22 protein-coding genes are annotated in these 24092 nt (G+C 44.6%); 1 reads left to right on the forward strand and 21 read right to left on the reverse strand.

Annotated features, from left to right (window positions below):
* From murG to DXX92_RS15535, 15 genes are all read right to left on the reverse strand, one after another.
* A complete protein-coding gene (gene murG / locus DXX92_RS15465) occupies window positions 1-1107 on the reverse strand; it encodes an undecaprenyldiphospho-muramoylpentapeptide beta-N-acetylglucosaminyltransferase (RefSeq protein ID WP_116001294.1) in 1107 nt (368 codons plus the stop codon).
* Entirely contained in the window at window positions 1100-2359 is a 1260-nt protein-coding gene (gene ftsW, locus DXX92_RS15470) for a cell division protein FtsW (protein ID WP_181901811.1), read from the reverse strand. Before ftsW ends, murG begins: the two co-directional genes overlap by 8 nt.
* Window positions 2360-2391: 32 nt before the next feature.
* On the reverse strand, window positions 2392-3780 hold the full coding sequence (gene murD, locus DXX92_RS15475) for a UDP-N-acetylmuramoyl-L-alanine--D-glutamate ligase (protein WP_116001298.1): 1389 nt from the start codon (window positions 3778-3780) through the stop codon (window positions 2392-2394).
* Between the two features lie 43 nt (window positions 3781-3823).
* Complete coding sequence (gene mraY / locus DXX92_RS15480) at window positions 3824-4906, reverse strand: phospho-N-acetylmuramoyl-pentapeptide-transferase (RefSeq protein ID WP_116001299.1); 1083 nt, start codon at window positions 4904-4906, stop codon at window positions 3824-3826.
* Complete coding sequence (gene murF, locus DXX92_RS15485; protein WP_116001301.1) at window positions 4906-6336, reverse strand: UDP-N-acetylmuramoyl-tripeptide--D-alanyl-D-alanine ligase; 1431 nt, start codon at window positions 6334-6336, stop codon at window positions 4906-4908. The genes mraY and murF overlap by 1 nt, the downstream gene beginning before the upstream one ends.
* Window positions 6336-7976, reverse strand: coding sequence for a Mur ligase family protein (locus DXX92_RS15490; RefSeq protein WP_116001302.1), 1641 nt, complete (start codon window positions 7974-7976; stop codon window positions 6336-6338). The genes murF and DXX92_RS15490 overlap by 1 nt, the downstream gene beginning before the upstream one ends.
* Window positions 7969-9717, reverse strand: coding sequence for a penicillin-binding transpeptidase domain-containing protein (locus DXX92_RS15495; RefSeq protein WP_116001304.1), 1749 nt, complete (start codon window positions 9715-9717; stop codon window positions 7969-7971). The genes DXX92_RS15490 and DXX92_RS15495 overlap by 8 nt, the downstream gene beginning before the upstream one ends.
* On the reverse strand, window positions 9714-10028 hold the full coding sequence (gene ftsL / locus DXX92_RS15500; protein WP_116001306.1) for a cell division protein FtsL: 315 nt from the start codon (window positions 10026-10028) through the stop codon (window positions 9714-9716). The genes DXX92_RS15495 and ftsL overlap by 4 nt, the downstream gene beginning before the upstream one ends.
* A gap of 32 nt (window positions 10029-10060) precedes the next feature.
* Window positions 10061-11005: a 16S rRNA (cytosine(1402)-N(4))-methyltransferase RsmH gene (gene rsmH, locus DXX92_RS15505; protein ID WP_116001308.1), complete on the reverse strand. Its 945-nt coding sequence runs from the start codon at window positions 11003-11005 to the stop codon at window positions 10061-10063.
* Between the two features lie 5 nt (window positions 11006-11010).
* Window positions 11011-11469: a division/cell wall cluster transcriptional repressor MraZ gene (mraZ, locus tag DXX92_RS15510; protein ID WP_116001310.1), complete on the reverse strand. Its 459-nt coding sequence runs from the start codon at window positions 11467-11469 to the stop codon at window positions 11011-11013.
* Window positions 11470-11849: 380 nt separating this feature from the next.
* Window positions 11850-12938 (reverse strand): ABC transporter ATP-binding protein, encoded by a 1089-nt coding sequence (locus DXX92_RS15515; RefSeq protein ID WP_116001312.1) that lies wholly within the window; start codon window positions 12936-12938, stop codon window positions 11850-11852.
* 87 nt (window positions 12939-13025) lie between these two features.
* On the reverse strand, window positions 13026-14648 hold the full coding sequence (locus DXX92_RS15520; RefSeq protein ID WP_245961496.1) for an ABC transporter permease: 1623 nt from the start codon (window positions 14646-14648) through the stop codon (window positions 13026-13028).
* Window positions 14645-15655 carry a Fe(3+) ABC transporter substrate-binding protein gene (locus tag DXX92_RS15525; RefSeq protein ID WP_220347665.1) on the reverse strand — a complete coding sequence of 337 codons (1011 nt, stop codon included), beginning with the start codon at window positions 15653-15655 and terminating at the stop codon, window positions 14645-14647. Before DXX92_RS15525 ends, DXX92_RS15520 begins: the two co-directional genes overlap by 4 nt.
* Window positions 15656-15760: 105 nt before the next feature.
* Window positions 15761-16639 carry a sulfite exporter TauE/SafE family protein gene (locus DXX92_RS15530; RefSeq protein ID WP_116001314.1) on the reverse strand — a complete coding sequence of 293 codons (879 nt, stop codon included), beginning with the start codon at window positions 16637-16639 and terminating at the stop codon, window positions 15761-15763.
* Window positions 16640-16696: 57 nt separating this feature from the next.
* Complete coding sequence (locus DXX92_RS15535) at window positions 16697-17200, reverse strand: YcxB family protein (RefSeq protein ID WP_116001316.1); 504 nt, start codon at window positions 17198-17200, stop codon at window positions 16697-16699.
* A 135-nt stretch (window positions 17201-17335) separates the two neighbouring features.
* Here DXX92_RS15535 and DXX92_RS15540 point away from each other — a divergent pair, with 135 nt between their 5' ends.
* Window positions 17336-18172 (forward strand): HDOD domain-containing protein, encoded by an 837-nt coding sequence (locus DXX92_RS15540; RefSeq protein ID WP_116002465.1) that lies wholly within the window; start codon window positions 17336-17338, stop codon window positions 18170-18172.
* Here the strand turns inward: DXX92_RS15540 and DXX92_RS15545 are convergent.
* The 6 genes from DXX92_RS15545 to petA all read right to left on the reverse strand — a co-directional run bounded on the left by DXX92_RS15545 (window position 18146) and on the right by petA (window position 23647).
* Window positions 18146-19339, reverse strand: coding sequence for a CaiB/BaiF CoA transferase family protein (locus DXX92_RS15545; RefSeq protein WP_245961497.1), 1194 nt, complete (start codon window positions 19337-19339; stop codon window positions 18146-18148). The two genes, DXX92_RS15540 and DXX92_RS15545, sit on opposite strands and share 27 nt — an antisense overlap.
* Before the next feature lie 394 nt (window positions 19340-19733).
* Window positions 19734-20237: a ClpXP protease specificity-enhancing factor gene (locus DXX92_RS15550; RefSeq protein WP_116001319.1), complete on the reverse strand. Its 504-nt coding sequence runs from the start codon at window positions 20235-20237 to the stop codon at window positions 19734-19736.
* An 11-nt stretch (window positions 20238-20248) separates the two neighbouring features.
* Window positions 20249-20890 carry a stringent starvation protein SspA gene (gene sspA / locus DXX92_RS15555; protein WP_116001321.1) on the reverse strand — a complete coding sequence of 214 codons (642 nt, stop codon included), beginning with the start codon at window positions 20888-20890 and terminating at the stop codon, window positions 20249-20251.
* A gap of 206 nt (window positions 20891-21096) precedes the next feature.
* On the reverse strand, window positions 21097-21798 hold the full coding sequence (locus DXX92_RS15560; protein WP_116001323.1) for a cytochrome c1: 702 nt from the start codon (window positions 21796-21798) through the stop codon (window positions 21097-21099).
* Entirely contained in the window at window positions 21795-23057 is a 1263-nt protein-coding gene (locus tag DXX92_RS15565) for a cytochrome b (RefSeq protein WP_116001325.1), read from the reverse strand. The genes DXX92_RS15560 and DXX92_RS15565 overlap by 4 nt, the downstream gene beginning before the upstream one ends.
* Window positions 23057-23647 (reverse strand): ubiquinol-cytochrome c reductase iron-sulfur subunit, encoded by a 591-nt coding sequence (gene petA, locus DXX92_RS15570; protein WP_116001327.1) that lies wholly within the window; start codon window positions 23645-23647, stop codon window positions 23057-23059. The genes DXX92_RS15565 and petA overlap by 1 nt, the downstream gene beginning before the upstream one ends.
* Window positions 23648-24092 lie beyond the last annotated feature (445 nt).

Genomic DNA, 24092 nt, shown 5'->3' on the forward strand with positions numbered 1-24092 from the left:
TTATCCATGCGTGACTAACCCCTTACAGGCGTTAGCCACTTTAACTGTTGCATCAGCATGCGCGGCATCAAGCGCAGCTTTTGACATATTGCGCACCACAGTGTCTGAGCTAAACATGCTGTTGAGCATTTGCGCTAGCGTGGTACCATTAAAATCTCGTTGTGCAATTAGCTTGGCAGCACCGCGGCCAACTAAATATTCAGCATTCTTGGTTTGGTGATCATCGACGGCATGAGGAAGCGGCACAAAAATCGCCGGCTTACCTGCCATCGCAAGCTCAGAAACGGTTAACGCACCAGCGCGGCACACGACGATATCAGCCCAGTTATAGGCCTCGGCCATATTGTCGATAAATTCTGTCACTTTGGCGCGCTCGCCCGTCAGCTCATTTTGCTGATACGCTTTACGCACTTGCTCGGCATTGCCTTTACCGGTTTGATGCCAAACATGAATATGTTGCTGTTGAATTTGTTTCATGGCCGCTGGAACCGTGTCGTTAAACACTTTTGCTCCTAGGCTACCGCCGACAACAAGTACTTTCTTACTGGTGGTTGGCTGAACCGACACCACCTGCTCAAGTTCAACCATTTCCTTGCGCAGTGGGTTGCCGACAACATCAGCTTTAACTTTCGGCGCAAATGCTTTTGGAAAGGCACACAACACACGCTTAGCGAGCTTTGATAGGTAGCGATTACTCATCCCCGCAACGGCATTTTGCTCATGAAGCACTAGAGGCTTACCCAATAACCAAGCGGCAACTCCGCCTGGAGCACTTGCGTAACCGCCCATGCCGAGCACAACATCAGGATTGATACCGCGAATAACACGGATGGATTGCCAAAGTGATTGCAATAATTTAAACGGCAGTTTAACCAGCTCTTTCCAGCCCTTGTTTCTCAGACCCGCAATATTAATAAAGGAAATGGGGTAACCGTGCTGAGGAACAATATCGGCTTCCATTCGCTTTGCGGTACCAAGCCAGTGAATGTCCCAACCTTCCGCTTCAAGCGCTTTCGCAACGGCAATACCAGGGAAGATATGGCCGCCAGTACCGCCCGCCATTACTAATAATTTAGGTTTGTTGTTCGCGACAGAAGTGCTAGACATCAAGCGCTCCTTGTTCTGGTGTGTTCTTGCTAGAGGCTTTGCTCATCGCTTTTGGCTTGCTAGTAGATTTGCCCACTGATTTGCGATTTGAACTCGTCGCCTGTAATGATTGCAGCCTTAATTCATGATCGATACGCAGTAACACCACTACCGCTATAGTCATAATAATGGTTGAGCTACCACCATAACTGATCAGTGGCATAGTCAACCCTTTGGTAGGAACGATACCAGCGCTGGCGCCAACGTTTACCGCTGCTTGGAAGCAGAACCAAATTCCAATACCATAGGCAAAAAAACCTTCAAAATACTTTTCTTTGTTGATCGCTTTGCGACCTAGCAGTAATGCCTTAATCACTAAAATACTACTCAATACTAAAATGGCACTAATACCAATAAAACCAAACTCTTCCGCCAGCACTGCCATCACGAAGTCGGTGTGTGCTTCCGGCAAATATTCTAATTTTTGTATGCTATTGCCCAAGCCTTGACCGAACATTTCGCCACGACCATAGGCCATTAACGACTGCGTTAATTGGTAGCCACTACCAAAGGGATCTGCCCATGGGTCAAGGAAGCTGGTAACACGGCGCCAGCGATAGGGCTCAAAAATGGCGAGCAATGATAGCGCACCGACCCCAACCGTCGCAACCGCGATAAACTGCCATAGTTTAGCACCAGCTAGGAATAGTAGGCCAAAGGTAGTGACAAACATCACAACAACAGTACCCAAATCTGGCTGAAGCAATAACAACATTGCCAAAACACCAAATACAATCAATGGCTTAGCAAAGCCTTTGATGTTTTCCATCACTTCATCACGACGACGCACTAAATAAGCAGATAAATAACAGAAAAAGAATAACTTAGCTGGCTCTGCCGCTTGAATAGTAATTGGCCCAAGTACAATCCAGCGGGTTGAACCATTTACCGTACGACCCACGGCTAAAACCACTAATAAAAGCGCAATTGCCAAGAGCAATAATTTACCACTGTTTTGGTGCCACCAACTCATGGGTATTTGCAAGGTAAAACCAGCAATCAACAAACTCAAGCCAATATAGATGCCATGGCGAAAAACAAAGTGGAATGGGTCGTTAAACAAACGCTCAGCCACTGGCATTGAAGAGCTCGCCGCCATTATTAAGCCGATGGTGTACATGGTAACCATTAAAATAATATAGGAGCGATCGAAGGTGACATTAGCGTTCGTTTCCACCTTCATCCAATTGGGCATAGACGACATGGCAGGCATGCTAAGCACTCGTAGTGAGAAGTTAATCGCCATTAGCTCAACTCCTCACTTGATTTGCTAGCTACGTCAGCAACGGCCGCAGTAAAAACGTTTCCGCGCTCAGCGAAGTTAGCAAACATATCAATACTGGCGCATGCTGGCGATAACATCACCACATCTCCCGCTTTTGCTTGCTTTTTGCAGTAAGCGACCGCTTGTTCGATGGAATCGACCGCCGTGCTATTTTCCGATAACGCTAAAATTTGCTGTTGATCTTTGCCAAGCGCGAAGACATGAGCAACATGCTCGGTAATTACAGGTGCTAACGGCGTAAAATCAGCACCTTTGCCTTCTCCGCCAGCAATTAAATAGAGTTTTTGATCAGCAGCCAAGCTTGGTGCTAAACCTTGAAGTGCGGCGAGTGTCGCGCCAACATTAGTTGCTTTTGAATCGTTAATCCAACGAATACCGTCTTCACTGGCAACTGGCTGACAGCGGTGCGCTAAGCCTTGATAAGACTTAATCGCTTGCAACATTTTCGACATTTCCCAACCTAGCTGCTCGCCGATGGCAAGTGCAGCTAAACTGTTGGCTGCGTTGTGCAAACCCGCAATTGGTAATTCCGCTAAAGCCATCAGTGGCTGTTCACCTTTGGCTAAATAAGCTTTGCCTTGATGACTGATAACACCAAAGTTATCCCTGTTGACTTGGGAGCAGCTCGGTACAGCTTGGCTAAATGAACAAGCATTAATATCTGTAGTTGGCACCGTTGCGCTATCTTCAGCATTAAATACGGCAAACTCAGCACCGTGATAAATACGCTGTTTAAGCTCAGTGTAAATCGCCATCGTTTTGTGGCGATCTAAATGATCATCACTAAGGTTTAAAACGCTTGCTACTAGTGGCTTTAAGCTACTGATGGTTTCCAATTGAAAACTTGAAAGCTCAAGAATTAACAACTCAGGAGATTCATTGATGGTATCAAGCACTGGTACGCCAACATTACCACCAAGTTGGGTATCAACACCTAGCTTTTGGCCAATGTGATGCAGCAGATTAACCACAGTTGATTTGCCATTGGAGCCAGTAACTGCAACACAAGGTGTATCTTTTAGGCGAGCGTAAAGCTCAACATCACCCCATACCTGTGCCGAGGCACTAATGTTTTCAGCAATTTCCGGTAAGGTGATATCAACACCTGGGCTGACTAATAAAATATCTGCTCGTGCAATGATTTCGCTATGCCATTGTCCCGTGTACAGCTGACATTCAGGGTAATTAACGGCAAATTCAGCAAAGGCCGGATGTTGCGCACGGCTGTCGTTAACGGCGCAGCTTAGCCCGTTGTTCGTTAAGAAACGAACAAACGACATGCCAGTCAGGCCAAGGCCTAACACGACAATGCGCTTATCTGCTAGCTGTGTTAACGATATAGATGACATCTGGTTACTTTGCTCTTTGCTCTTATTAATTAAAACCTGTTCGCTATCTCAGCTTTAAGGTGGCCAAGCCAACCAAAACCAAAACAATGGAAATAATCCAGAAACGCACAATCACGCGTGGCTCTGGCCAACCTTTTAATTCATAGTGATGATGAATGGGAGCCATTCGGAAAATACGCTGACCACGCAGCTTGTATGAACCTACTTGCAAGATCACAGAAACGGTTTCCATCACAAAAACACCGCCCATAATCACCAGCACAAGCTCCTGACGTACAAGTACCGCAATAACGCCTAAAACTGCACCAAGGGCTAATGAGCCAACATCGCCCATAAAGACTTGTGCTGGGTACGTGTTAAACCATAAGAAGCCAAGGCCAGCGCCAACAATGGCAGTACAAACCACCACTAATTCGCTGGCTTGCGGAATGTAAGGGATGTTTAGGTACTCAGAAAAATTCACGTTGCCTGTAACGTACGCGAATACCGCAAAGGCACCGGCAACCATAATAGTAGGTACTATGGCTAAGCCATCTAAACCATCGGTTAAATTCACAGCATTACTGGTACCGACAATTACGAAGTACGCCATGGCGATATACAGTAGGCCTAATTGCGGCATCACATCTTTAATAAATGGCACGAGTAACGCTGTTTCTTCTGGCGACTGCGCTTGTGCATACAAAAATATTGCGGTACCTAAGCCAACCACGGTTTGCCAGAAGTACTTCCAACGGGCAATCAAGCCGTTTGAGTCTTTGCGGATCACCTTGCGGTAATCATCAACAAAACCAATGGCACCAAATGAAGCGACAACAAATAAGGTGGTCAAAACATAGGTATTCGACAAATCGCCCCATAGCAACACGCTGGCGATGATTGACGCCAAAATCAAAATACCGCCCATGGTAGGCGTACCTGATTTTGACAAATGGCTTTGCGGACCATCGTCACGCACGGTTTGGCCAATTTGCATACGTTGCAAGGCGCGAATTAATTTAGGGCCAAAATACAGAGAAATTCCCAAGGCCGTTAGGGTGCTAACAATAGCCCTAAAGGTCAGATAGGAAAAAACATTAAATCCAGAAAAATATTGGGTGAGGTACTCGCCTAACCAATACAACATTACGAGTGCTCCTCAGCGGCGCGAGGTTTGCGCCAATTTATAATCTCATTTACCACGTGCTCCATATGAGCACTGCGCGAGCCTTTCACTAAAATAGAAATCGCGCGTTCTTCGTTAGCCAATTGCTGCTTAAGCGATGCCAACAATTGCTCTTTCGAGCTAAAATGCTGACCATTATCACCAAAGGCATCAGCCGTACTTTGGCTTAACACGCCAAGTGTTAATAAAGTGTCTATTCCCTGTGTTTTGGCATGCTCTCCTACTTCTTGATGATAACTTCTGGCATCACTACCAAGTTCTGCCATATCCCCTAAAATCAAGACACGGTAGCCTGGATAACTAGCCAGCAACTCTGTTGCAGCTTTGATTGATTCCACGTTAGCGTTATAAGTGTCGTCGATGAGCTTACAGTTATCATCTAACTGATAAAGGTTTAAACGTCCTTTAACCGCCGACATTTCCGCTAGCCCGAGTTTGATGTCATCTAGGCTGGCACCACATTCAATGGCGATGGCAGCTGCAGCAACCGCGTTACAAACATTGTGTTTACCAGGTATTGTCAGCTCAATATAGGTGCTACCAATATGCGTGTGTAACTTGAAGTTGGCGCAGCCATTGTCGTCAAGAGTGACATTTGCGCTATAACAATCTGCAGCTTGCTCAGCTTTGATTATTTCATTTGCGCCTTTCTCATCTGCACTCTCTTTGCAAGAAAAACGACGCACTTTTTTATCAGTTAAACGCCATTGCCATTTATCAGCCCATTTTGAGTCTTGGTTGTAAACAGCCACGCCACCTTCTGGAATACCTTCGAAGATTTCCCCTTTTGCGCGAGCAACACCACATAAATCACCAAAGCCTTCTAAGTGTGCGGCCGCAATATTATTGATGATGGCTACATCAGGCTTGACTAAGTTAGTGGTATAGGCAATTTCACCAATATGATTGGCGCCCATTTCAATAACAGCAAAATCATGTTCGTGGCCTAAACGCAGCAACGTCAGCGGTACGCCAATGTCATTGTTAAAGTTGCCATTGGTGGCTAGGACATTTCCTAGACGCGATAAAATTGCAGCAACCATTTCTTTGACTGTGGTTTTACCACTACTGCCAGTAATACCAACAGTTTTTGGCGCTGTTTGTGCTTTGACGTAAGCACCAATTTTTCCCAGCGCAATACGAGTATCAGCCACCACCACTTGTGGCAATGTTGTTTCAACTTGATGATCAACAATGACCGCCAAACCACCTAACTCAGCAACTTGGCTCACAAACTTATGACCATCAAAATTAGGGCCTTTGAGCGCTAAAAAAACTTGCTCTGCTGCTAATGCGCGGCTGTCTGTGCTAATCGCAGAAATCGTAATATCAGCACCAATGAGTTCGCCACCTGTGGCACTAGCAATTTCTGATAAGGTTAATGGGATCATTAGTGCTCTCCTGTCAGATATAGGGTTTCGACCAGAGCACGTTCACTGTATTCAATGATTTGGCCTGCTATTTCGATGGTATTCTCATGCCCTTTTCCCGCTAACAGCACAATGTCATTTGATTTGGCGTGAGCGAGTGTAGAGCGAACGGCTTGTTGACGGTCGAGCATAACGGTGATTTTTTCCACATGCTGACAGCCTGCTAAAATGTCGTTAGCAATCAGTTCAGGGGCTTCACTGCGCGGGTTATCATTAGTGACCACCACATGATCGGCAAATTGCTCAGCAGCTTGCCCCATTTGTGGACGCTTGCCTTGATCGCGATCACCACCACACCCAAACACCACCCACAGCTCGCCTTGGCAATGGTGACGACAAGCTTGCAAAGCATTGGCTAATGCATCAGGCGTATGAGCATAATCAACCACGGCGACGGGCTTGTCTGTGTGATGGAATGCCTCCATTCGTCCCTGGCTAGGCAACAACTTGGGAATGTTGGCAACAATGGCATCAAGTGAAATATTTAGTGCTAATAAACTGGCAATGGCTGCTAGTAAGTTATCAATGTTAAATTCACCTAATAACTTGCTCTCGACCTTAGCGCTTGTTTTTTCTGTGACCGCGATAAAGCTAACACCGCTAGGTGAAAGCTCAATATCTTGTGCGCGCACAAAGCGCTGATGCTGAGTAACAGCATCACTTTTACCAAAGGCGATACTTGGCTGTTTTAACTGCGCAAGCCAAGCTTGACCGTACTCATCATCACCATTAACAACCGCAATTTGCGCACTGGTTTCGCTAGTAGTGCCAGCAAAGATACTGAACTTAGCTTTGGCATAGTCCGCCATGGTTTGGTGATAATCCAAATGGTCTCGGCTTAAATTGGTAAACACCGCGACACTCAGTTGTTCAGCAGCAATACGGCCCTGATCTAATGCGTGCGAAGAAACTTCCATCGCCACATGCGTGACCGACTGTTCGGCAAAGCTCGCTAAAATCTGATTCAGCTCGGTCGCACCTGGCGTTGTATTAGCAATTGGTGTCAATGCCGGTAAGATACCAGCGCCTGTAGTACCTATCACAGCGGCTTGAGCTGCTATGCTATGGCCATCACTCTGGCCATAGCTTTCAGTACTCTTATCAGTTTGTTGATAAGCATCTTGCTGGCAAAGGTTAAGTAAGCTGGCGATCATTTGGCTGGTACTGGTTTTCCCGTTAGTGCCAGTAATACCAATGAGGCTCAACTTATCTTGTGGGTATTGATAATAGCTCGCCGCCAATTCAAATAAACGTTGATTTAGCTGATAAAACTGCACAATTGTGACGTTTTCACGGCGTAGCTGATTGCCATGTTGCTGTGCCTGTTGGCATTCAGCTATCACTAAACTCGCTCCTGCCGCAATTGCTTGGTCGATATAATTGCGACCATCACTCGCAGTACCTATCACAGCACAGAACACATCACCCTGATTAACCTGACGGCTGTTATTGACAAGCTGAGCCGTCGCTAAAGGTGTAATGTTAATATCAAACTGAGCCAAGGCTTCTGCAATAGAGCATCCAGCAAGCGCTGTTGGCATAAGTGGGGTTTGAGTAGCAGAGTTCTTGGTGACAAGATTCCTAGTGGCAAGGTTAGGCATTGTCCCCCCCCTTGCGCTCAGCGCTTTTCACCACGCGTTGACTGTTCGATGATGAGTCAGGCGCTATATTCAACACCTGCAAGGTGCCTTTCATTACCCGTGAAAACACAGGCGCTGCAACATCTCCACCGTGATATAAATCGCCACCCGGCTCATTAATAACGACAACCACGACCACTTCAGGATTATCAATTGGTGCCATGCCTGCGAACAAGCCAACATAGTCATTACCATAACCGCCTGCAATCGCTTTAATACTGGTACCGGTTTTACCGCCAACGCGATAACCTTCTACTTTTGCTTTCTTAGCACCGTTTTCCACCACACCTTCAAGCATAGAACGCAAATCTGCGGTTAATCGATTTGAGAAAATGCGCTCGCCTCTGGCTGGCGTATCTTGTTTTAATATCGTCAGCGGAATTTTAGTGCCGCCGTTGGCGATAGTGGCGTACAAACGAGTTAGTTGTAATGGGCTAATTGCCAAGGCATAACCGAACGATAAAGTCGCTAACTCAAATTGTGACCAGCGACTGCGATCGTGCATCATGCCACTGGTTTCACCGATTAGCCCAGTGCCTGTTTGCTCACCAAAACCGACTTCGAAGAACTTGTCGAGTAGAAATTCCTTCGGCATCGAAAGCACCAATTTAGCGGTGCCCATATTGGATGAGTGGATCAAAATTTCTTCCATGGTGAGATCACCACGATTAATCGGGTCACTAACGCGGCGGCCACCAAGACGCATCCAGCCTGGATGGGTATCAACAATCGTACTTGCTTCTGCGACACCAAATTCCATTGCAGTTAGCAAGGACAGTGGCTTCATGGTTGAACCAGGCTCAAACATGTCGGTGATCGCACGATTACGCATTTTGTGCACTGGTGTGTTTGCACGGTTGTTCGGGTTAAACGATGGAGAGTTGACCATGGCAAGAATCTCACCAGTATGCACATCCGCAACAATCACAGAACCCGAGGTCGCCTTAAACGCAGAAACCGCGCCTTTAAGTTCGCGGTATGCTAGGGTTTGAATGCGTTGGTCAATACTGAGCACAACATCTTTGGGGGGCTGCGCCTCTTCCACTGAGAGAATTTCAATTTTCCGGCCTTTGGCATCTTTGCGGAATTTCTTCTCGCCGCCAACACCGGTTAGCATAGTGTTGTAAACCCGCTCTATACCTTCGATACCTTTGTCATCGACATTGGTAAAGCCGACCACGTGAGCACTAATTTCACCCGATGGATAAAAACGTTTGGATTCTTTGCGTAGGTGAATACCGGGGATTTTTAACTCTTTAATATAGTTTGCCATCACTGGCGACACTTGGCGCTCAACATAAACAAAGCGTTTGTTTGGGTTGCGCACGATACGACTGGTGAGTTTGTTAACGTCTTGATCTAACACATCTGCCAATGCTTGCCAGTGTTCACTCATGGCTAACGCATTGTTATCCATCACAACTTTCGGATCTGCCCAAACAGTTTCAACCGGCACACTTACCGCTAGTTCACGGCCATTGCGATCGAGTACAGAGCCACGTTGAACTTCACTGGCCGCGGTTCTTAACGAGCGCATATCCCCTTGCTTTTTCAACATGTCAGGTTCGAACACTTGAATATAAGCTGCGCGAGCCATTAGCGCTAAATAGATAGCTACCACCACCGCCAGCACAACGTAAAAGCGCCAAGCAACTGTGCTCGGTTTTTGATTAGCTTTATTGCGTTTTACCTTAGCTGTCATGGTATGGTTAACACTACTTCCGAATTTGCGTCTGGTCGTTGCATATCCAGCATTTTTGCTGCTTTGCGCTCAATCACGCTATGCTCTGCCAAACTATTCTGTTCTATTAATAAATTGCGCCACTCGATGTCTAATTCATCGCGCTCGGTCAACAACACTTCCAATTCACTGGTGGTTTGTCGATTAACGTGGGTGAAGTAAATCACCGAAAAAGCAGACAAAACTACTGCAACCAGCAATACATAGGTAAACAGGTGTTGTTGAATATCGTGATAAATATCAACAACTAATGCAGATTTCTTAGTCGCCATTAGCTATTTGCTTACCTTAGTTCAATAGCTGCTTAGCTGTCTGCTAGGCGCTCTGCAACTCGCAACACTGAGCTACGCGCTCTAACATTACGTTCAATTTCTGCCTTACTTGGTTTGGTTTTACGGCCTACCAAGCTAAGTTTTTTCCCTTTTTGTAGTTCTGCCTCACTCACTGGCAACCCTCTTGGCACTTGCTTTCCTTGCGAGTGCTTGCGCATAAACTGTTTTACTAACCGGTCTTCCAATGAATGGAAGCTGATCACCACTAGTCGGCCACCGGGCTTTAACACGTTAAGCGACGCTGCAAGTGCTTGTTCTATTTGGTCAAGCTCTGAATTGATGTACATGCGGATCGCTTGAAAGCTGCGCGTTGCTGGATGCTTTTTAATTTCGCGCTGTGGTGCAACCGTTTGAATAAGCTTGGCCAACTGACCAGTGCGGGTTAGCGGATTTTCTTCACGACTGTCGACAATGGCATTGGCAATTCGCCATGCATGCTTTTCTTCGCCAAAGGTTTTTAATACCCAACTTAAGTCTTCAACATCAACACGTGTTAACCACTCGGCTGCAGTTTCGCCACGCGTGGTATCCATACGCATATCAAGCGGGCCGTCATTCATAAAGCTAAAGCCACGCTCAGCTTCGTCTAACTGCGGTGAAGAAACACCTAAATCAAATAAGATGCCATCAACTTGACCTATCACCTCTCGGCGCTCAGCAATACTCTGTAATTCTGCAAAGCCAAAATGTTCTATCGAAAAACGATTGTCGTCGCCATACTGCTTTGCCGCCTCAATTGCGGTGGGATCGCGATCAATAGCAATAAGCTCACCGTTATCGGCTAATTGGGAAAGAATTTGTCCCGAGTGACCGCCTCGACCAAAAGTACAGTCGATGTATCGGCCATTTGGATCTATGGCGAGGGCTTCGATTGCTTCATCAAGCAATACAGATATATGTGAACTTTGCTCAGGCATTTTCGTTATAGTGTCAAATCAAGTAATCTTTCAGTTAATTCGATTTCGCCTGCTTGGATTTGGCTAATGCCTTGCTGCATTCGCTGTTGCCAAGCCGATTCACTCCAAATCTCAAATTTCTTTAGCTGGCCAACCAACATCACGTTCTTTTCTAATGCAGCGTGTTGGCATAACGGGCCATTGATCAAAAGGCGACCACTTTTATCCATTTCACAATCGGCGGCATTGCCAAGTAATACTTGTTGAAATAGTCGCTCGCTTCGATCCATTGAGGACAAAGCGCAGAGTTTTAATTCAATTTCTTCCCATTCAGGAAGCGGGTAAAGCAACAAACAAGCTTGTTGAACATCAACGGTGCACACCATCTTGCCCTGACAATCAGCAATAAGCTCCTCGCGATACCGAGTTGGTATCGTGATGCGTTTTTTGCTGTCGAGCGTAATTGCGCTGGTGCCTCTAAACACGTTTGCCTCTAGCTACCTATGCCCATAACTATTCGTTATCACATAAGTCTGTTTATTTTCAGAGAATCTTATCCTTGGACTGAGCCACGTTTTTGCAGCTTAATTCCCTAAGGATCCACGATTCCCCACTTTTTCCCACATTTATACAGTTTAGAGACTTGAGTAAACCTATGTCAAGCAAAGAATAGGTTATTTGATCTTGCTATAAGCCAGAAAAATTAAGCGATAGAGCGAAGTTGATGATTCTGTGGAGTTTTGTGGATCGCCATCCCAAATAATTGCGTGTTTAATGAAAATCTGAGGATAAATTGCACTACTGAGGATATAAACAGGAGATAATAACCTCAGTAGTGGCGCGTATATTATTAACGTTAAAACTGCTAACAACTAAAAACTAAGTAGGGGTGAGGTTTTATACTCACGTTTAACTTTTCTTGCAGGGCAAATGCCTGCTCTGAATAGATCCCTAACTGGCGAATCGCCAAAGGGGTTGATTGGTCAATGCTTTGTAAGTGATAGTGAAAGCCATGCTCAGCAACGCTAATATGAACAACTTCCATATTCGCTTCTTCAGCACGAGTGAAAGCGATTTGATTCGGTTTAACTAACAGCTGGTGAATATCGCCGCTTGTATTATCTTCTCTACGCTGTACTTGTGCATGTTCATATTCGTGCTCGCCCAATGCACTCGTCAGACACTTTCCATTGACTTGACATGGCAACCAGCTACCTAATTGGAGAAAATCGGCAACGTGATAATTTGCGGGCGCTTGGCAGATTTCAGCTGGGCTGCCAAATTGTAATATTTCCCCCTGTGCCATCACCGCCATTTTATCGGCAAAGGTAAACACTTCATCCTTGTTGTGGGTGACAAAGATCGCAGTGATCTTTAATTGTTTGAACAATTGGCGCAGCTCTAACATCAATGATTGGCGAAGGCGTGCATCAATATTAGAAAACGGCTCATCTAGCAGCAACAACTTAGGTTGCGGGGCAATCGCTCTGGCAATGGAAACCCGTTGCTGTTGTCCGCCCGATAGTTCGTGTGGGTAACGCTGGTTAAAACCGGTTAGTGCTAACAGTTCGAGCATCTGGTTAACACGCTCACGTAGCTCAGATTTGGGCAGTTTACTTATCCCAAAGGCAATATTTTGTTCGACCGTTAAATGTGGGAATAAAGCATAGTCTTGAAAAATCATGCCGACTTGGCGCTTTTCCGGCGCCAACATGTTTTTCGAGTTAATAGCGGCTTTACCCGCGATGGTGATGTCGCCACCTTGTTGAGCAATAAAACCTGCAATCGTGTTGAGCAAGGTCGTTTTACCACAACCACTTGGGCCAACTAAACCAAGGATCTCACCGGCATGCAATTCAAACGCAATATTTTGCAATATGGCCTGTCCAGCAAGGGTTACATCTAGCTGGCTCACCGTTAAAAGTTTAGCGTTTACGTGATTAAGTTGTGACATCAAATTCTAATTTCTTTCTAAAGTAACAATATTAGTCATACATTAAAGTAATCGAATGACTAACTAATAGGCTAACTATTAAACTGACTAATGCTTATTTTTGTTAAGCCAAATGATCGGTATCAAGCCAAACAATACAATAAAAATTGCACCTATTGCCCCTTGCTCCAAACGTTCATCTGAGATGAGCTGATAAATAAAGGTACTCAAGGTCTCAAAATTAAAAGGTCTGAGCAAAAGCACCGCTGGCAGCTCTTTCATCGCCTCAACAAAAACCAATAGCCAAGCAACAAATACCGAACTTTTTAAAATTGGTAAGTGCACTGTTCGGATAGTAGCCATTAAACCAACGCCTAAACTCGCTGGTGCCTTATCAATTGAATGTGGAATTTTGCCAATACCCGCACTTATTGTGCCGTTGGCAATAGCAGCAAAACGGACAACAAAAGCAAAAATGATGGCAAAGGTTGTGCCGGATAAAATCAACCCGGGCTTCGACCAATCTAGCCATTCAGCGGTATCATTTAGCCAATGATCTATCGGCCCAAATGTCGCCATTAGCGCCATCGCAAGCACAGTACCTGGCACAGCATAGCCAAATCCAGAAATTTGTAGTGGCAAATGATTTAACGATTTTGGGTAAAAACGATGAAACAGTGCCAACAGCAAAGACAAAGCAACGGCAGCGGTTGCCGCATAAGCTGAGATTTTCAACGTTTCCCAGCCAATTTCTGCAAGCTGGCCTAGTTGGTCTAGCTGAGCATAATCAATTGCCATGGCGATCAGCAAACCAAAAGGCAATGCAAAACCCAATATGACTAACAACCAACAAAAGACAAGCCCCATCACCTGCTGCCCAAACGATAAAGCCAATTTATCGCCTGAGAAGTTAGGGCGATTCGATTGATGCCTTTGCCCTGCACGACTTTTTTGCTCGGCAACCACAGTAAATAGCACAAAGAGTAGCAACACACTCGCCAGTGCATTGGCCGCGGCCATATCACCGTAGCCGAGCCAAGTATCATAAATAGCGGTAGTTAACGTATTAACCGCAAAATACTGCACCGTGGCAAAATCAGCGATGGTTTCCATCATCACTAAAGTGACCGCGACCATGATTGCAGGTCGAGCCAAAGGTAAGGCAATTTTTAACATTGCGTGACGTGCTGATAACCCTAACGTACGCCCTGCTCTGAGTAAGCTAGTATCTTGCTGTTCCAGCGCAGTACGAGTCAGCATATAAACGTACGGATACAATACCAGCGCTAAGACAACCGCAGCACCTTCAAGCGTGCGTAAATCGAAAAACCAATAATCTGTTGGCGATTGCCAGCCAAAACTTGCTCTTAACAGGCGCTGCACTGGGCCCGCGTAGTCAAATAAGTCAGTATAAAGATAGGCAACCAAATAGGCAGGCATCGCAAGTGGCAATAATAGGGCCCAACGCAGCCATTTGGCGCTTATTAATTGTGTTTGACTAATGAGGAAGGCACTTGGCACGCCAAATAGCAATACCAATAGCGATACATAAAACGTCAGTAATAAGGTATTGCTGATGTAGGTGGGTAATACGGTTTGCCAAAGATGAGAAAAAAGCTCACCAAAATTCCCTATGCTGGTAAACAGCATAACGAGCACTGGCGCTAATAGCGCCAGTGCAATTAGCCAACTAAGCGTTAGCCAAGAAGTGTTACGTTGACCAAATATCACAAATCAAATTTTGCTTGATCAAGTAATTTTAATGCTGCTTTACGATGGCTAGCGATCGTTTCTAGCGGTAAATCATCAGCTTTAAAGTCGCCCCATGAAGCAACTAACGCAGATTTTTTCACACCCGCACGTACCGGATACTCCATATTCGTTTCCGCATACATTTGCTGTGCTTTGTCCGACGCTAGGAATTCAAGTAAGGCTTTTGCAGCCTCTTTGTGTGGCGCGTATTTCGCAACGCCAACACCTGAAATATTTACATGAGCACCACGATTTTCCTGGTTAGGGAAGTTAATGTTTACCGCATCGGCCCATACTTTTTGCTTGTCGTCATTAAGCATTTTGCCAAAGTAGTAGCTGTTACCTAGCGACACATCACATAGACCTTGGTGAATGGCTTGCACTTGACCGCGATCATTACCTTGTGGTTTACGCGCTAGGTTTTTCTTTACACCTTCTAACCATGCTAACGTTTTCGCTTCACCGTGTTCAGCAATCATTGAAGAAACAAGCGCGACATTGTATGGGTGCTTACCGCTGCGCGTACAAATTTTACCGCGGTATTTTTCATCTGCTAAATCTTCGTAACTAATCGCCATATCACCTAAACGCTTAGCGGTATAAATGTTACGAACGCGAGTGGTTAAGCCAAACCAAGAATTGTCTTGTGCTTGATATTGGCTTGGAATTGCTGCTTCTAATACGTCAGAGTTAACCGCTTGCAATAAACCTTTTTCTTGCAACTCAATTAAACGACTAATATCGGTAGTAAGTAGTACGTCTGCAGGGCTGTGCTCGCCTTCACGGGCTAAACGCTCTGCCATACCTTTTTTCGCGAATACGACATTCACTTTAATGCCCGACTGCTTGGTAAACTCGTTAAACAAAGGCTCAACTAAGAATGGCTGACGGTATGAATACACGTTAACTTCGTCTGCCGATGCGCTAAATACAGGAGCGACAAGTGTTGCGGCGAACGCCGTTAAACCGATAATTTTTTTGATCATATTAAGCCTATGCAAGGTTATTAGTATGCTTAAGGATGTGATGGTGGCAAGAGTAATTAACTGGTTACTAGCTGTCAAGGGATTTGAGAACTATTCTCATTTATTCTACAAGGTCTCTGTTAGCCCTATGGCAATTAACCAAAATGCGAAAAATAATTTGAGCTTACGCGCCGACAAGTAAGTCACCAGAGATTTTGCTAAGATACCGCCGATCACAGCGCCAGGCCCAGCGAAAATAACCACTTGCCAATAGACACTGAAGCTTATTAAGGTGTGTTGCCAAATTGCAGACCAAACAGTAAATGCCGAAACAATAACTGCAGCAGCAACCGACATAGTGACATCAAAACGTCTAAGAATCAGATAAATCGCTAACACCTCACCTACCCCAACAGATAGCCAAGCGGTAATTGCGCCACCAAAGTAACCAATAGCGATAATGGCTAGGTAATCAAAATATTGTAGTTTGCTCGATTCGCGTTTTGGCTTGAGCAGATAAACGGTTGTCATAATAAATAAGCCAAGCACTAACGAGAACCAGCCAAAGCTTTGATGCAGGCTTGCTGGAGAGCTGACATTTGCGCCATAAATTGACCAAATACCCGCAATTGCCGCAATACTGGTCACCGCAATAATGCGTTTAAAGCCCTGCCACAATACCAAATCACGCTTTTCTTTATGGTAGTGGTGATACCAAGTGAGCGCGCCAGCAGTCATACCAAAGCACTGAATCGCAAAACTGGTGGCGATTGATTGAATCTCAGAGAACGACAAGTGGTTAAACATCGGAATAAATATTACCCCGCCACCTGCTCCTGTCGAGCTCGCAAAAATTGCTCCTAACACGCCCAGTAAGCTATAGCTGATGTACTCACTTAGTTGGCTGACAGGAAATCCAGATAAGCCAACGAGTACCGCCCAAAGTAATGAGAAAGGTAGTAAAAATTTCGCAGAGAAAAGTGGTGAACGCGTTTGAGTTGTCATTACTTCGCTACATCAATCAATTGTTATTGTCTGTTGGCTGCTACCCGTTCGTTGTTATTAGCTTGCAGCTTTACTGTTTTCTTCCCTAAATGTTTGCTCTTCTATAAAAGCGATGGCCTCGGCCGACAGCACACTTTTGGATAAGTATTGACGCTGTTGCTCAAGGTGAATGATAAGGCCATGTTCGGTATGCTCTATCTGTTTAATACTCTGCCAATGATAAATTTGTTCAATAAATGGCGAAGTTAACGCAATACCTTCGGCATTGACCTCTAGATTAACCTGGTTATTGCCACTTTTACCTAATAGTTGACGAGTAACCCACCATGCCCTGCCAAATCGAACACTCAGTGCTTCAATCACCGCTAAGGCAATTAAAAAGCTAGGCCAATAAGCACTGACATCAGGCACTGAAAACAATACCAAACCAATAACACAAAAAGCGATAGCCTTTTGATAAGCCTGCCATAACGACTTTTTAACTAGGGTTTGCTCATAGCACTCAGTAAGGTAAGTTTTATCCAGCGTAAAGGTGGTTGTGTAATGAAAAGGTTCAGCCATAAAATCTCAGTATTTATAAGGCATGCGAGTTAATATTGATTGAATATTAACGAATATTCACTACCAAGCCTATTGTCTTGTGACAAAAATGCACTAAGGTGTAAATAACAGACGTCGCAATTAATGGAACTATTTATGTCTAAATCGCCCGCGCAATTTGCTCAAGCAGCACAAGAGCTCTGTGTGTTGCCAGATATTTACCTCAAACTAACGGAAATGCTGGCTAATGATGAATGTAAGCTCGATGATATCGCTGATGTTATAAGCCTTGAGCCAGCAATTGCGGCAAGCTTACTAAAAATAGCTAACAGTGCGATGTTCAACTTCCCTAAGCAAATTGATTCTATCAACAAGGCGTTAATTTTATTAGGGCTTAGCCAAGTGAAAAAGTTGGTCGATGCGTACGGTGTTACCGCTGCGTTTTCGAGTATTAACCCTGAAATAACAGATATGGAGAGATTTTGGGAAATTAGTGTTGAATGTGCGCTTATTTGCCAATTCCTTGCCCAGCGAAAAAAAATCTCCAACGCTGATAACATATTCTTATCTGGGTTATTTCACAATTTGGGGCTACTGGCGATTGTGCATAACGCGCCAGATGCCGTGCAATTCTGCGAACGATATACCTCAAACGAAACACCCTGGCATCGCCAGCAAGAAACATTCGGTTTTACCTTTGCTGACTGCAGCGCAGCTTTGTTAGAACAATGGCAACTGCCGTTAACTATTGTTACACCAATTAAAGAGTTTAACCACGCGTTTCAAGAGGAGCTCGATGCTCCAAGTAATTTACTTTATGTCGCCTCTCGCTTGGCAGTCTATAACTCTCATCCTGGTTTGTACTCAAAAAAAACTATCGTGGGCCAACACATACTCGACAGCCTTGGTTTAACAGAAGAAGACATTGACGCGGCAATAGAGCATTGTAATGAGCAAGCGCTAGAGCTATTGGCGGCATTTCCGATTTATTAAACTTTCAAGCTCATCATTGTGTTCACCCAACAGTGGCGGCGCCTGTTGGTAATCATTGGGTGTGGCCGAAAACTTGACTGGGTTTGCAACCATAGGCACCTTACCTGCACCAGCATGTGGTAGCTCAAATTGCATCTGACGATGTTGCACTTGAGGGTTAGTAAAAACCCTATCTAGTGTGTTAATTGGGCTACAAGGCACTTGCACCTGATTAAAGTCAGCTAGCCATTCATCTAAACAGCGAGTTTGTAGCCGTTCACCAATTAAAGTAATCAACTCGATTCTATTGTTCACGCGCTGAGCATTTTCGGCAAACCGTGTGTCTGTCGTAAGTTCAGGGCAGCCGAGTACGTCACAACACTTTATAAACTGCTGGTCATTACCTACCGCAAGAAAAATATGACCATCTTTCACCGCAAATGCTTGATAAGGAACAATGTTAGGGTGTGCAGTCCCCATCGGTTTAGGCGCTTGTCCAGACACTAAGTAATTACTTCCTTGATTGGCAAGCATAGCTACCATAGTATCGAGCAAAGCAATATCGAGTTGTTGTCCCTCACCAGTTTGCTCGCGATGATACAGCGCCGCCAAAATAGCACTAACGGCATACATTCCCGTCATTAAATCGGCGACAGCGACACCGACTCTTTGTGGACCACCACCGGGTAATTCCTCTTGTTCACCCGTAATACTCATTAAGCCACCCATAGCTTGGATCATGGCATCGTAGCCCGCTTGCTGAGCATATGGGCCATCTTGACCAAAGCCAGTGATCGAGCAATAAATTATCTTGGGGTTAATACTTTTTATCGACGCGTAATCCAGTTGGTACTTAGCAAGGCCACCTACTTTGTAGTTTTCGACAATAATATCCGCTTGCATCGCCAGCTCTCGCACTTGTCGCTGACCAGTTTCAGTCGTGAAATCAATCGTAAAAGACTTTTTTCCGCGATTGGCAGTAAGGTAATAGGCTGAATCTTCCGGGTTTTGGGTATTGTCGCCTGAAATAAATGGAGGTCCCCAACTTCGTGTATCATCACCCGTGATAGGGCGCTCAATTTTCCACACCTCAACACCGTAGTCAGCGAGCACCTGAGTAGACCACGGGCCAGCAAGAATACGACTTAAATCAAGCACTTTAATACCTGCTAGTGGACCAGCCATCATTTGCTTCCTATAACTTAATAAGTTAAGCAAGATACAAAGCCTGTTCAAAATATGCAATGTAGATCAACAAGGGTTTTATACCAATTTGATTAATTATTTAGTCTCTCAGAATGACATAAGCAGTATTAGAACAAACGAAATTTATGATGATATAGTTGCTCTACATCAAGTGAATTTTGTGCAGTTATTATGCTGCTTATGCATTCCCAAGGGCGAGTTTTAAAGGCTCATATACTGCGTTATGCCGTTTGACAAGGGAGTAACCATTCTCTGCACGCCAAGCCTTGTCTATGAGCCTTTAAATTCTCGCTGAGTGAGCAAATAATTATTCAAGTTGGTATTATTTATAAAAAAAGCCGCAAAGCGGCTTTTTAGAAATGAAGATAAGTCGGCATTACTTAACAACTTTTAAGCTAGGTCGGCCTTTTGCTGGTTTATCTTCAGTTGTTTTGTCTGCAGTAGCTTTCGCGCCTGTCGCTTCCTTGCCTTCGCCTGTGCCAGCAACTGGTGTTGATTCAACACCAGCCAAGGCAGGTTTTGCAGGAGCTTCATCTTCTTCAACAACCTCTGGGTGTTCAATTGGCAATGAGGTACCCGCACCATTTTCTTTGGCGTAAATAGCACCAATAGCGCCGTATGGCACAACCAAGTGTTCTAGCTTACCACCAAAACGAGCTGAAAACTCAATGGCCGCTTCACCCATTACAATGCTGCCAACGGCAGAAGAAGAGATATTTAAAACGATTTGACCATCATTAACGAACGACATTGGCACCATAACACCATAAACACTCACATCAACTACAATGTAAGGTGTTAGGTCGTTATCAGATATCCAGTCGTAAAAAGCCCCAACGATATAAGGCTTATTCGAGGTCATTTCTATCGGAGTAGACATAAACGTGCGAGTTACGCTGGGTTACCGAAACGTAATTCACGCTCTGCTTCAGTCAACGAGGCTTGGAATGATTCACGCTCGAATAACTTCAACATATAGTTTTTCAATTCTTGTGAGCCTTGGCCGGCAAGTTCAATGCCTAATACAGGTAAACGCCATAATAGCGGTGCTAAGTAACAATCTACTAAGCTGAACTCTTCGCTCATAAAGTAAGGTGCTTCGTTAAGGATAGGCGCTACGCTCAATAAGCTTTCCTTAAGCTCTTGGCGTGCTTTCTCTGCAGCGGTTGCATCACCTTTCATGATGGTTTCTGCTAGGCTATACCAGTCTTGCTCAATGCGGTGCATCATTAGGCGGCTACGGCCACGAGATACAGGGTAAACAGGCATTAGCGGTGGATGCGGGAAACGCTCATCTAAATACTCAATAATGATCTTCGCTTCGTATAACGCTAATTCGCGATCAACTAAAGTTGGTACTGTACCGTAAGGGTTCAAATCAATTAGGTCTTCCGGCAAGTTAGCTAGGTCAACTAAGTGAATATCAACACCGACACCTTTCTCAGCCAATACAATACGTGTTTGGTGACTATACATGTCATCCGCGTGTGAGTATAAGGTCATAACCGAGCGTTTGTTTGCAGCAACAGCCATAGTATCTCCAAAGATATGCGTGATAAGTGCATGACTTACATACACTAAATAAAATAGACGTTACGGAACTCGTAACAAAGTGTTCTATGATACTAAAAATTGATGAAAAATTAAAACTGGTTAGACCAGATAACACACATACGTTTAGATCAAAAAAGGCAGCTTACGCTGCCTTTTTAAACTTGTGGTGCTAGTTCACTAAGAGATTAGTGAACGTCACGCCAGTATTCTTTCTTCAAGAAGTAAGAAAGCACAAATAGAATGAATAGGAAGCCAATAACCCACTTACCTAACGTCTTACGCTCTAGTTTGTTCGGCTCACCAACGTACTCAAGGAAGTTAGTTAAGTCACGAGCAAACTCGTCGTATTCAGCTTCGGTCATGGTGCCGCCAACTGGTGCAGATAACACACCGTGCTCGTCCATCGTGCGAATACCTTGCAGGTTTTGCAATACGTGTGGCATACCAACGTCTTTAAATACTTTGTTGTTCACGCCAAATGGACGAGACTCATCAACGTAGAAAGAACGTAAGTAAGTGTAGATCCAGTCTGGGCTACGGAAACGAGCTTCAAGTGTTAAATCTGGTGGCGCAGCACCAAACCATGCAGCAGCTTCTTTCGCTGGCATTGTATTAGTGATGTGATCACCCACTTTTTCACCAGTGAACATCCACTCAGCTTTACCTTCTTCGTCACTAATACCTAAATCAGCAAACGTGCGGTTGTAACGTTGGTACTGAAGCTGGTGACAACCAAGACAGTAGTTGATGTATGACTTAAAACCACGCTTTAGCGATTCTTTATCTGATAAGTCGTTATTCGCCGCATCCAATGGAATGCTTGGACCAGCTGCGAATGCGAATACCGGCAATACAGCCAATAAAGTAATAAAAAGCTTTCTCATTATTTGGTCACCCTTTCTGGTACTGGCTTAGTGTTTTCATTCTTCGAGTACAACCAAATGGCTAAGAAGAAACCGAAGTAACCAATAGTTGCAATTGAACCTACTAAGTTAGCAGTGTCTGATGCTGGTAATGTACCTAGAATACCTAGGATAACGAAACAGATAGCAAACTGCGTTAAGTTCAATAAGTGCCACTTGCTACGGTAACGAATTGACTTCACCGTACCGCGGTCACACCAAGGTAAGGCAAATAGTACACCGATTGCTGCGAACATTAATAAGGTACCCATTAACTTGTCTGGAACAACACGTAAAATCGTGTAGAACGGACCGAAGTACCATACTGGCGCGATGTGCTCAGGTGTTTTAAGGCCATTTGCAGGCGTGAAGTTAGGCGCCTCTAAGAAGTAACCGCCGCCTTCTGGGAAGAAGAACATTACCCAACAGAAGAAAATAAGGAAACCAGCAACACCCATAATATCTTTTACTGTGTAGTATGGGTGGAACGGAATCGCATCAACAATGTCGTACTTATCAGCGTACTGTTTGTGGAACTTGAACTTAGAAAGCTCTTCAGGCTTCATGCTACCTTTAGGCTTCTTAATGTTCGTACCGTCTGGGTTGTTAGAACCTACTTCATGTAGTGCTAAAATGTGCAAGAACACAAGTACGACAAGTACTAATGGTAATGCAATTACGTGTAGCGCGAAGAAACGGTTAAGCGTTGCACCAGAGATAACGTAGTCACCTTTGATCCAAGTTGCTAAGTCTTCACCCACAACAGGTATTGCACCGAATAAGGAGATAATTACCTGTGCCCCCCAGTAACTCATGTTACCCCAAGGCAATAAGTAACCCATGAATGCTTCAGCCATTAATACTAAGAAGATTAGCATACCGAAGATCCACAGTAGCTCGCGCGGTTTTTGGTATGAACCGTACATTAAGCCACGGAACATATGTAAGTAAACCACAACGAAGAATGCTGACGCACCTGTTGAGTGCATATAGCGTAGCAACCAACCGTAATCAACATCACGCATGATGTATTCAATAGAAGCAAACGCACCGTCACCTGATGGCTCGTAGTTCATGGTTAACCAGATACCCGTTAGGATTTGGTTAACCAGTACTAACATGGCTAGTGAGCCAAAGAAGTACCAAAAGTTAAAGTTTTTCGGTGCAGGGTACTGCACAACGTGTTTATTCATCGCTTCCATTACTGGAAGACGCTGTTCTATCCAAGCCAGAAAATTATTCATTATGCATCTCCTGGGGCAACACCAATTAGTAAGGTGTCTTCGTTAGGGAAAGAATGGTCTGGAACTGATAAATTAAGTGGTGCAGGAACACCTTGGAAAACTCGACCGGCCATATCGAACTTAGAACCGTGACATGGACAGAAGAAACCGTCTTTAACACCAGCTACGTGTTGTTCGAAATCACCTTTGTGATGAGTAGGTGCACAACCTAAGTGAGTACAAACACCGAGTGCAACCATGATCTCAGGCTTAATTGAGCGATGTGCGTTTTTCACATACTCTGGCTGTTGTGGTTCTTCTGAGTTCGGATCACGAAGTTGACCATCATGCTTTGGTAATGCCGAAATAATTTCGTCAGTACGACGAATTACATATACAGGTTTACCACGCCATTCAGCACGAACTAGTTGACCAGGCTCGATTTTACTCACATTGACTTCAACCGGAGCACCAGCAGCTTTCGCTCTGGCACTAGGGTTCCAAGAACCAATGAAAGGCACAGCCACACCAACAACACCTACACCACCAACAACCGAAGTTGCAGCAGTTAAAAAGCGTCGTCGGCCGTTATTCACGGGCGCATTGCTCATTCAAATTCTCCAATTAATTTACAAACTCAATCACATAGATGATAATGGTTCTTATTCAAGCACTATCAGCCAGTTACTTGAGCTAACTAGCGACAAAAAAATTTTTTCGATCATAAAGAAAACCCCCTATTTTTACAAGGTAATTAACCCTTGTTTACGTGAGTTTATTTAAAATAGTGACAAAATATTTCAAGGCGAAAAACAGATTGGCGAAAGCTTAAACAATTTAAATTTTGGACATAAAAAATCGTTATATAGCCGCTTTTGATATCGAGAACTTGAATGATTATGTTGCGAGAATTGAACTAGTTAACTTGAGTTAGCTGCTTTGAGTAATCCAACCTTCTTACGTTCGACTTTGCGCTACTGCTAGAATGTACCGATCAGCACCTTATCGTTCGAACGACAGGCATAAAAAATCCGACATATAGCCGGTTTTTGACAT

Origin of the sequence: Thalassotalea euphylliae (genome assembly GCF_003390395.1) — a bacterium.
GTDB lineage: Bacteria > Pseudomonadota > Gammaproteobacteria > Enterobacterales > Alteromonadaceae > Thalassotalea_F > Thalassotalea_F euphylliae_C.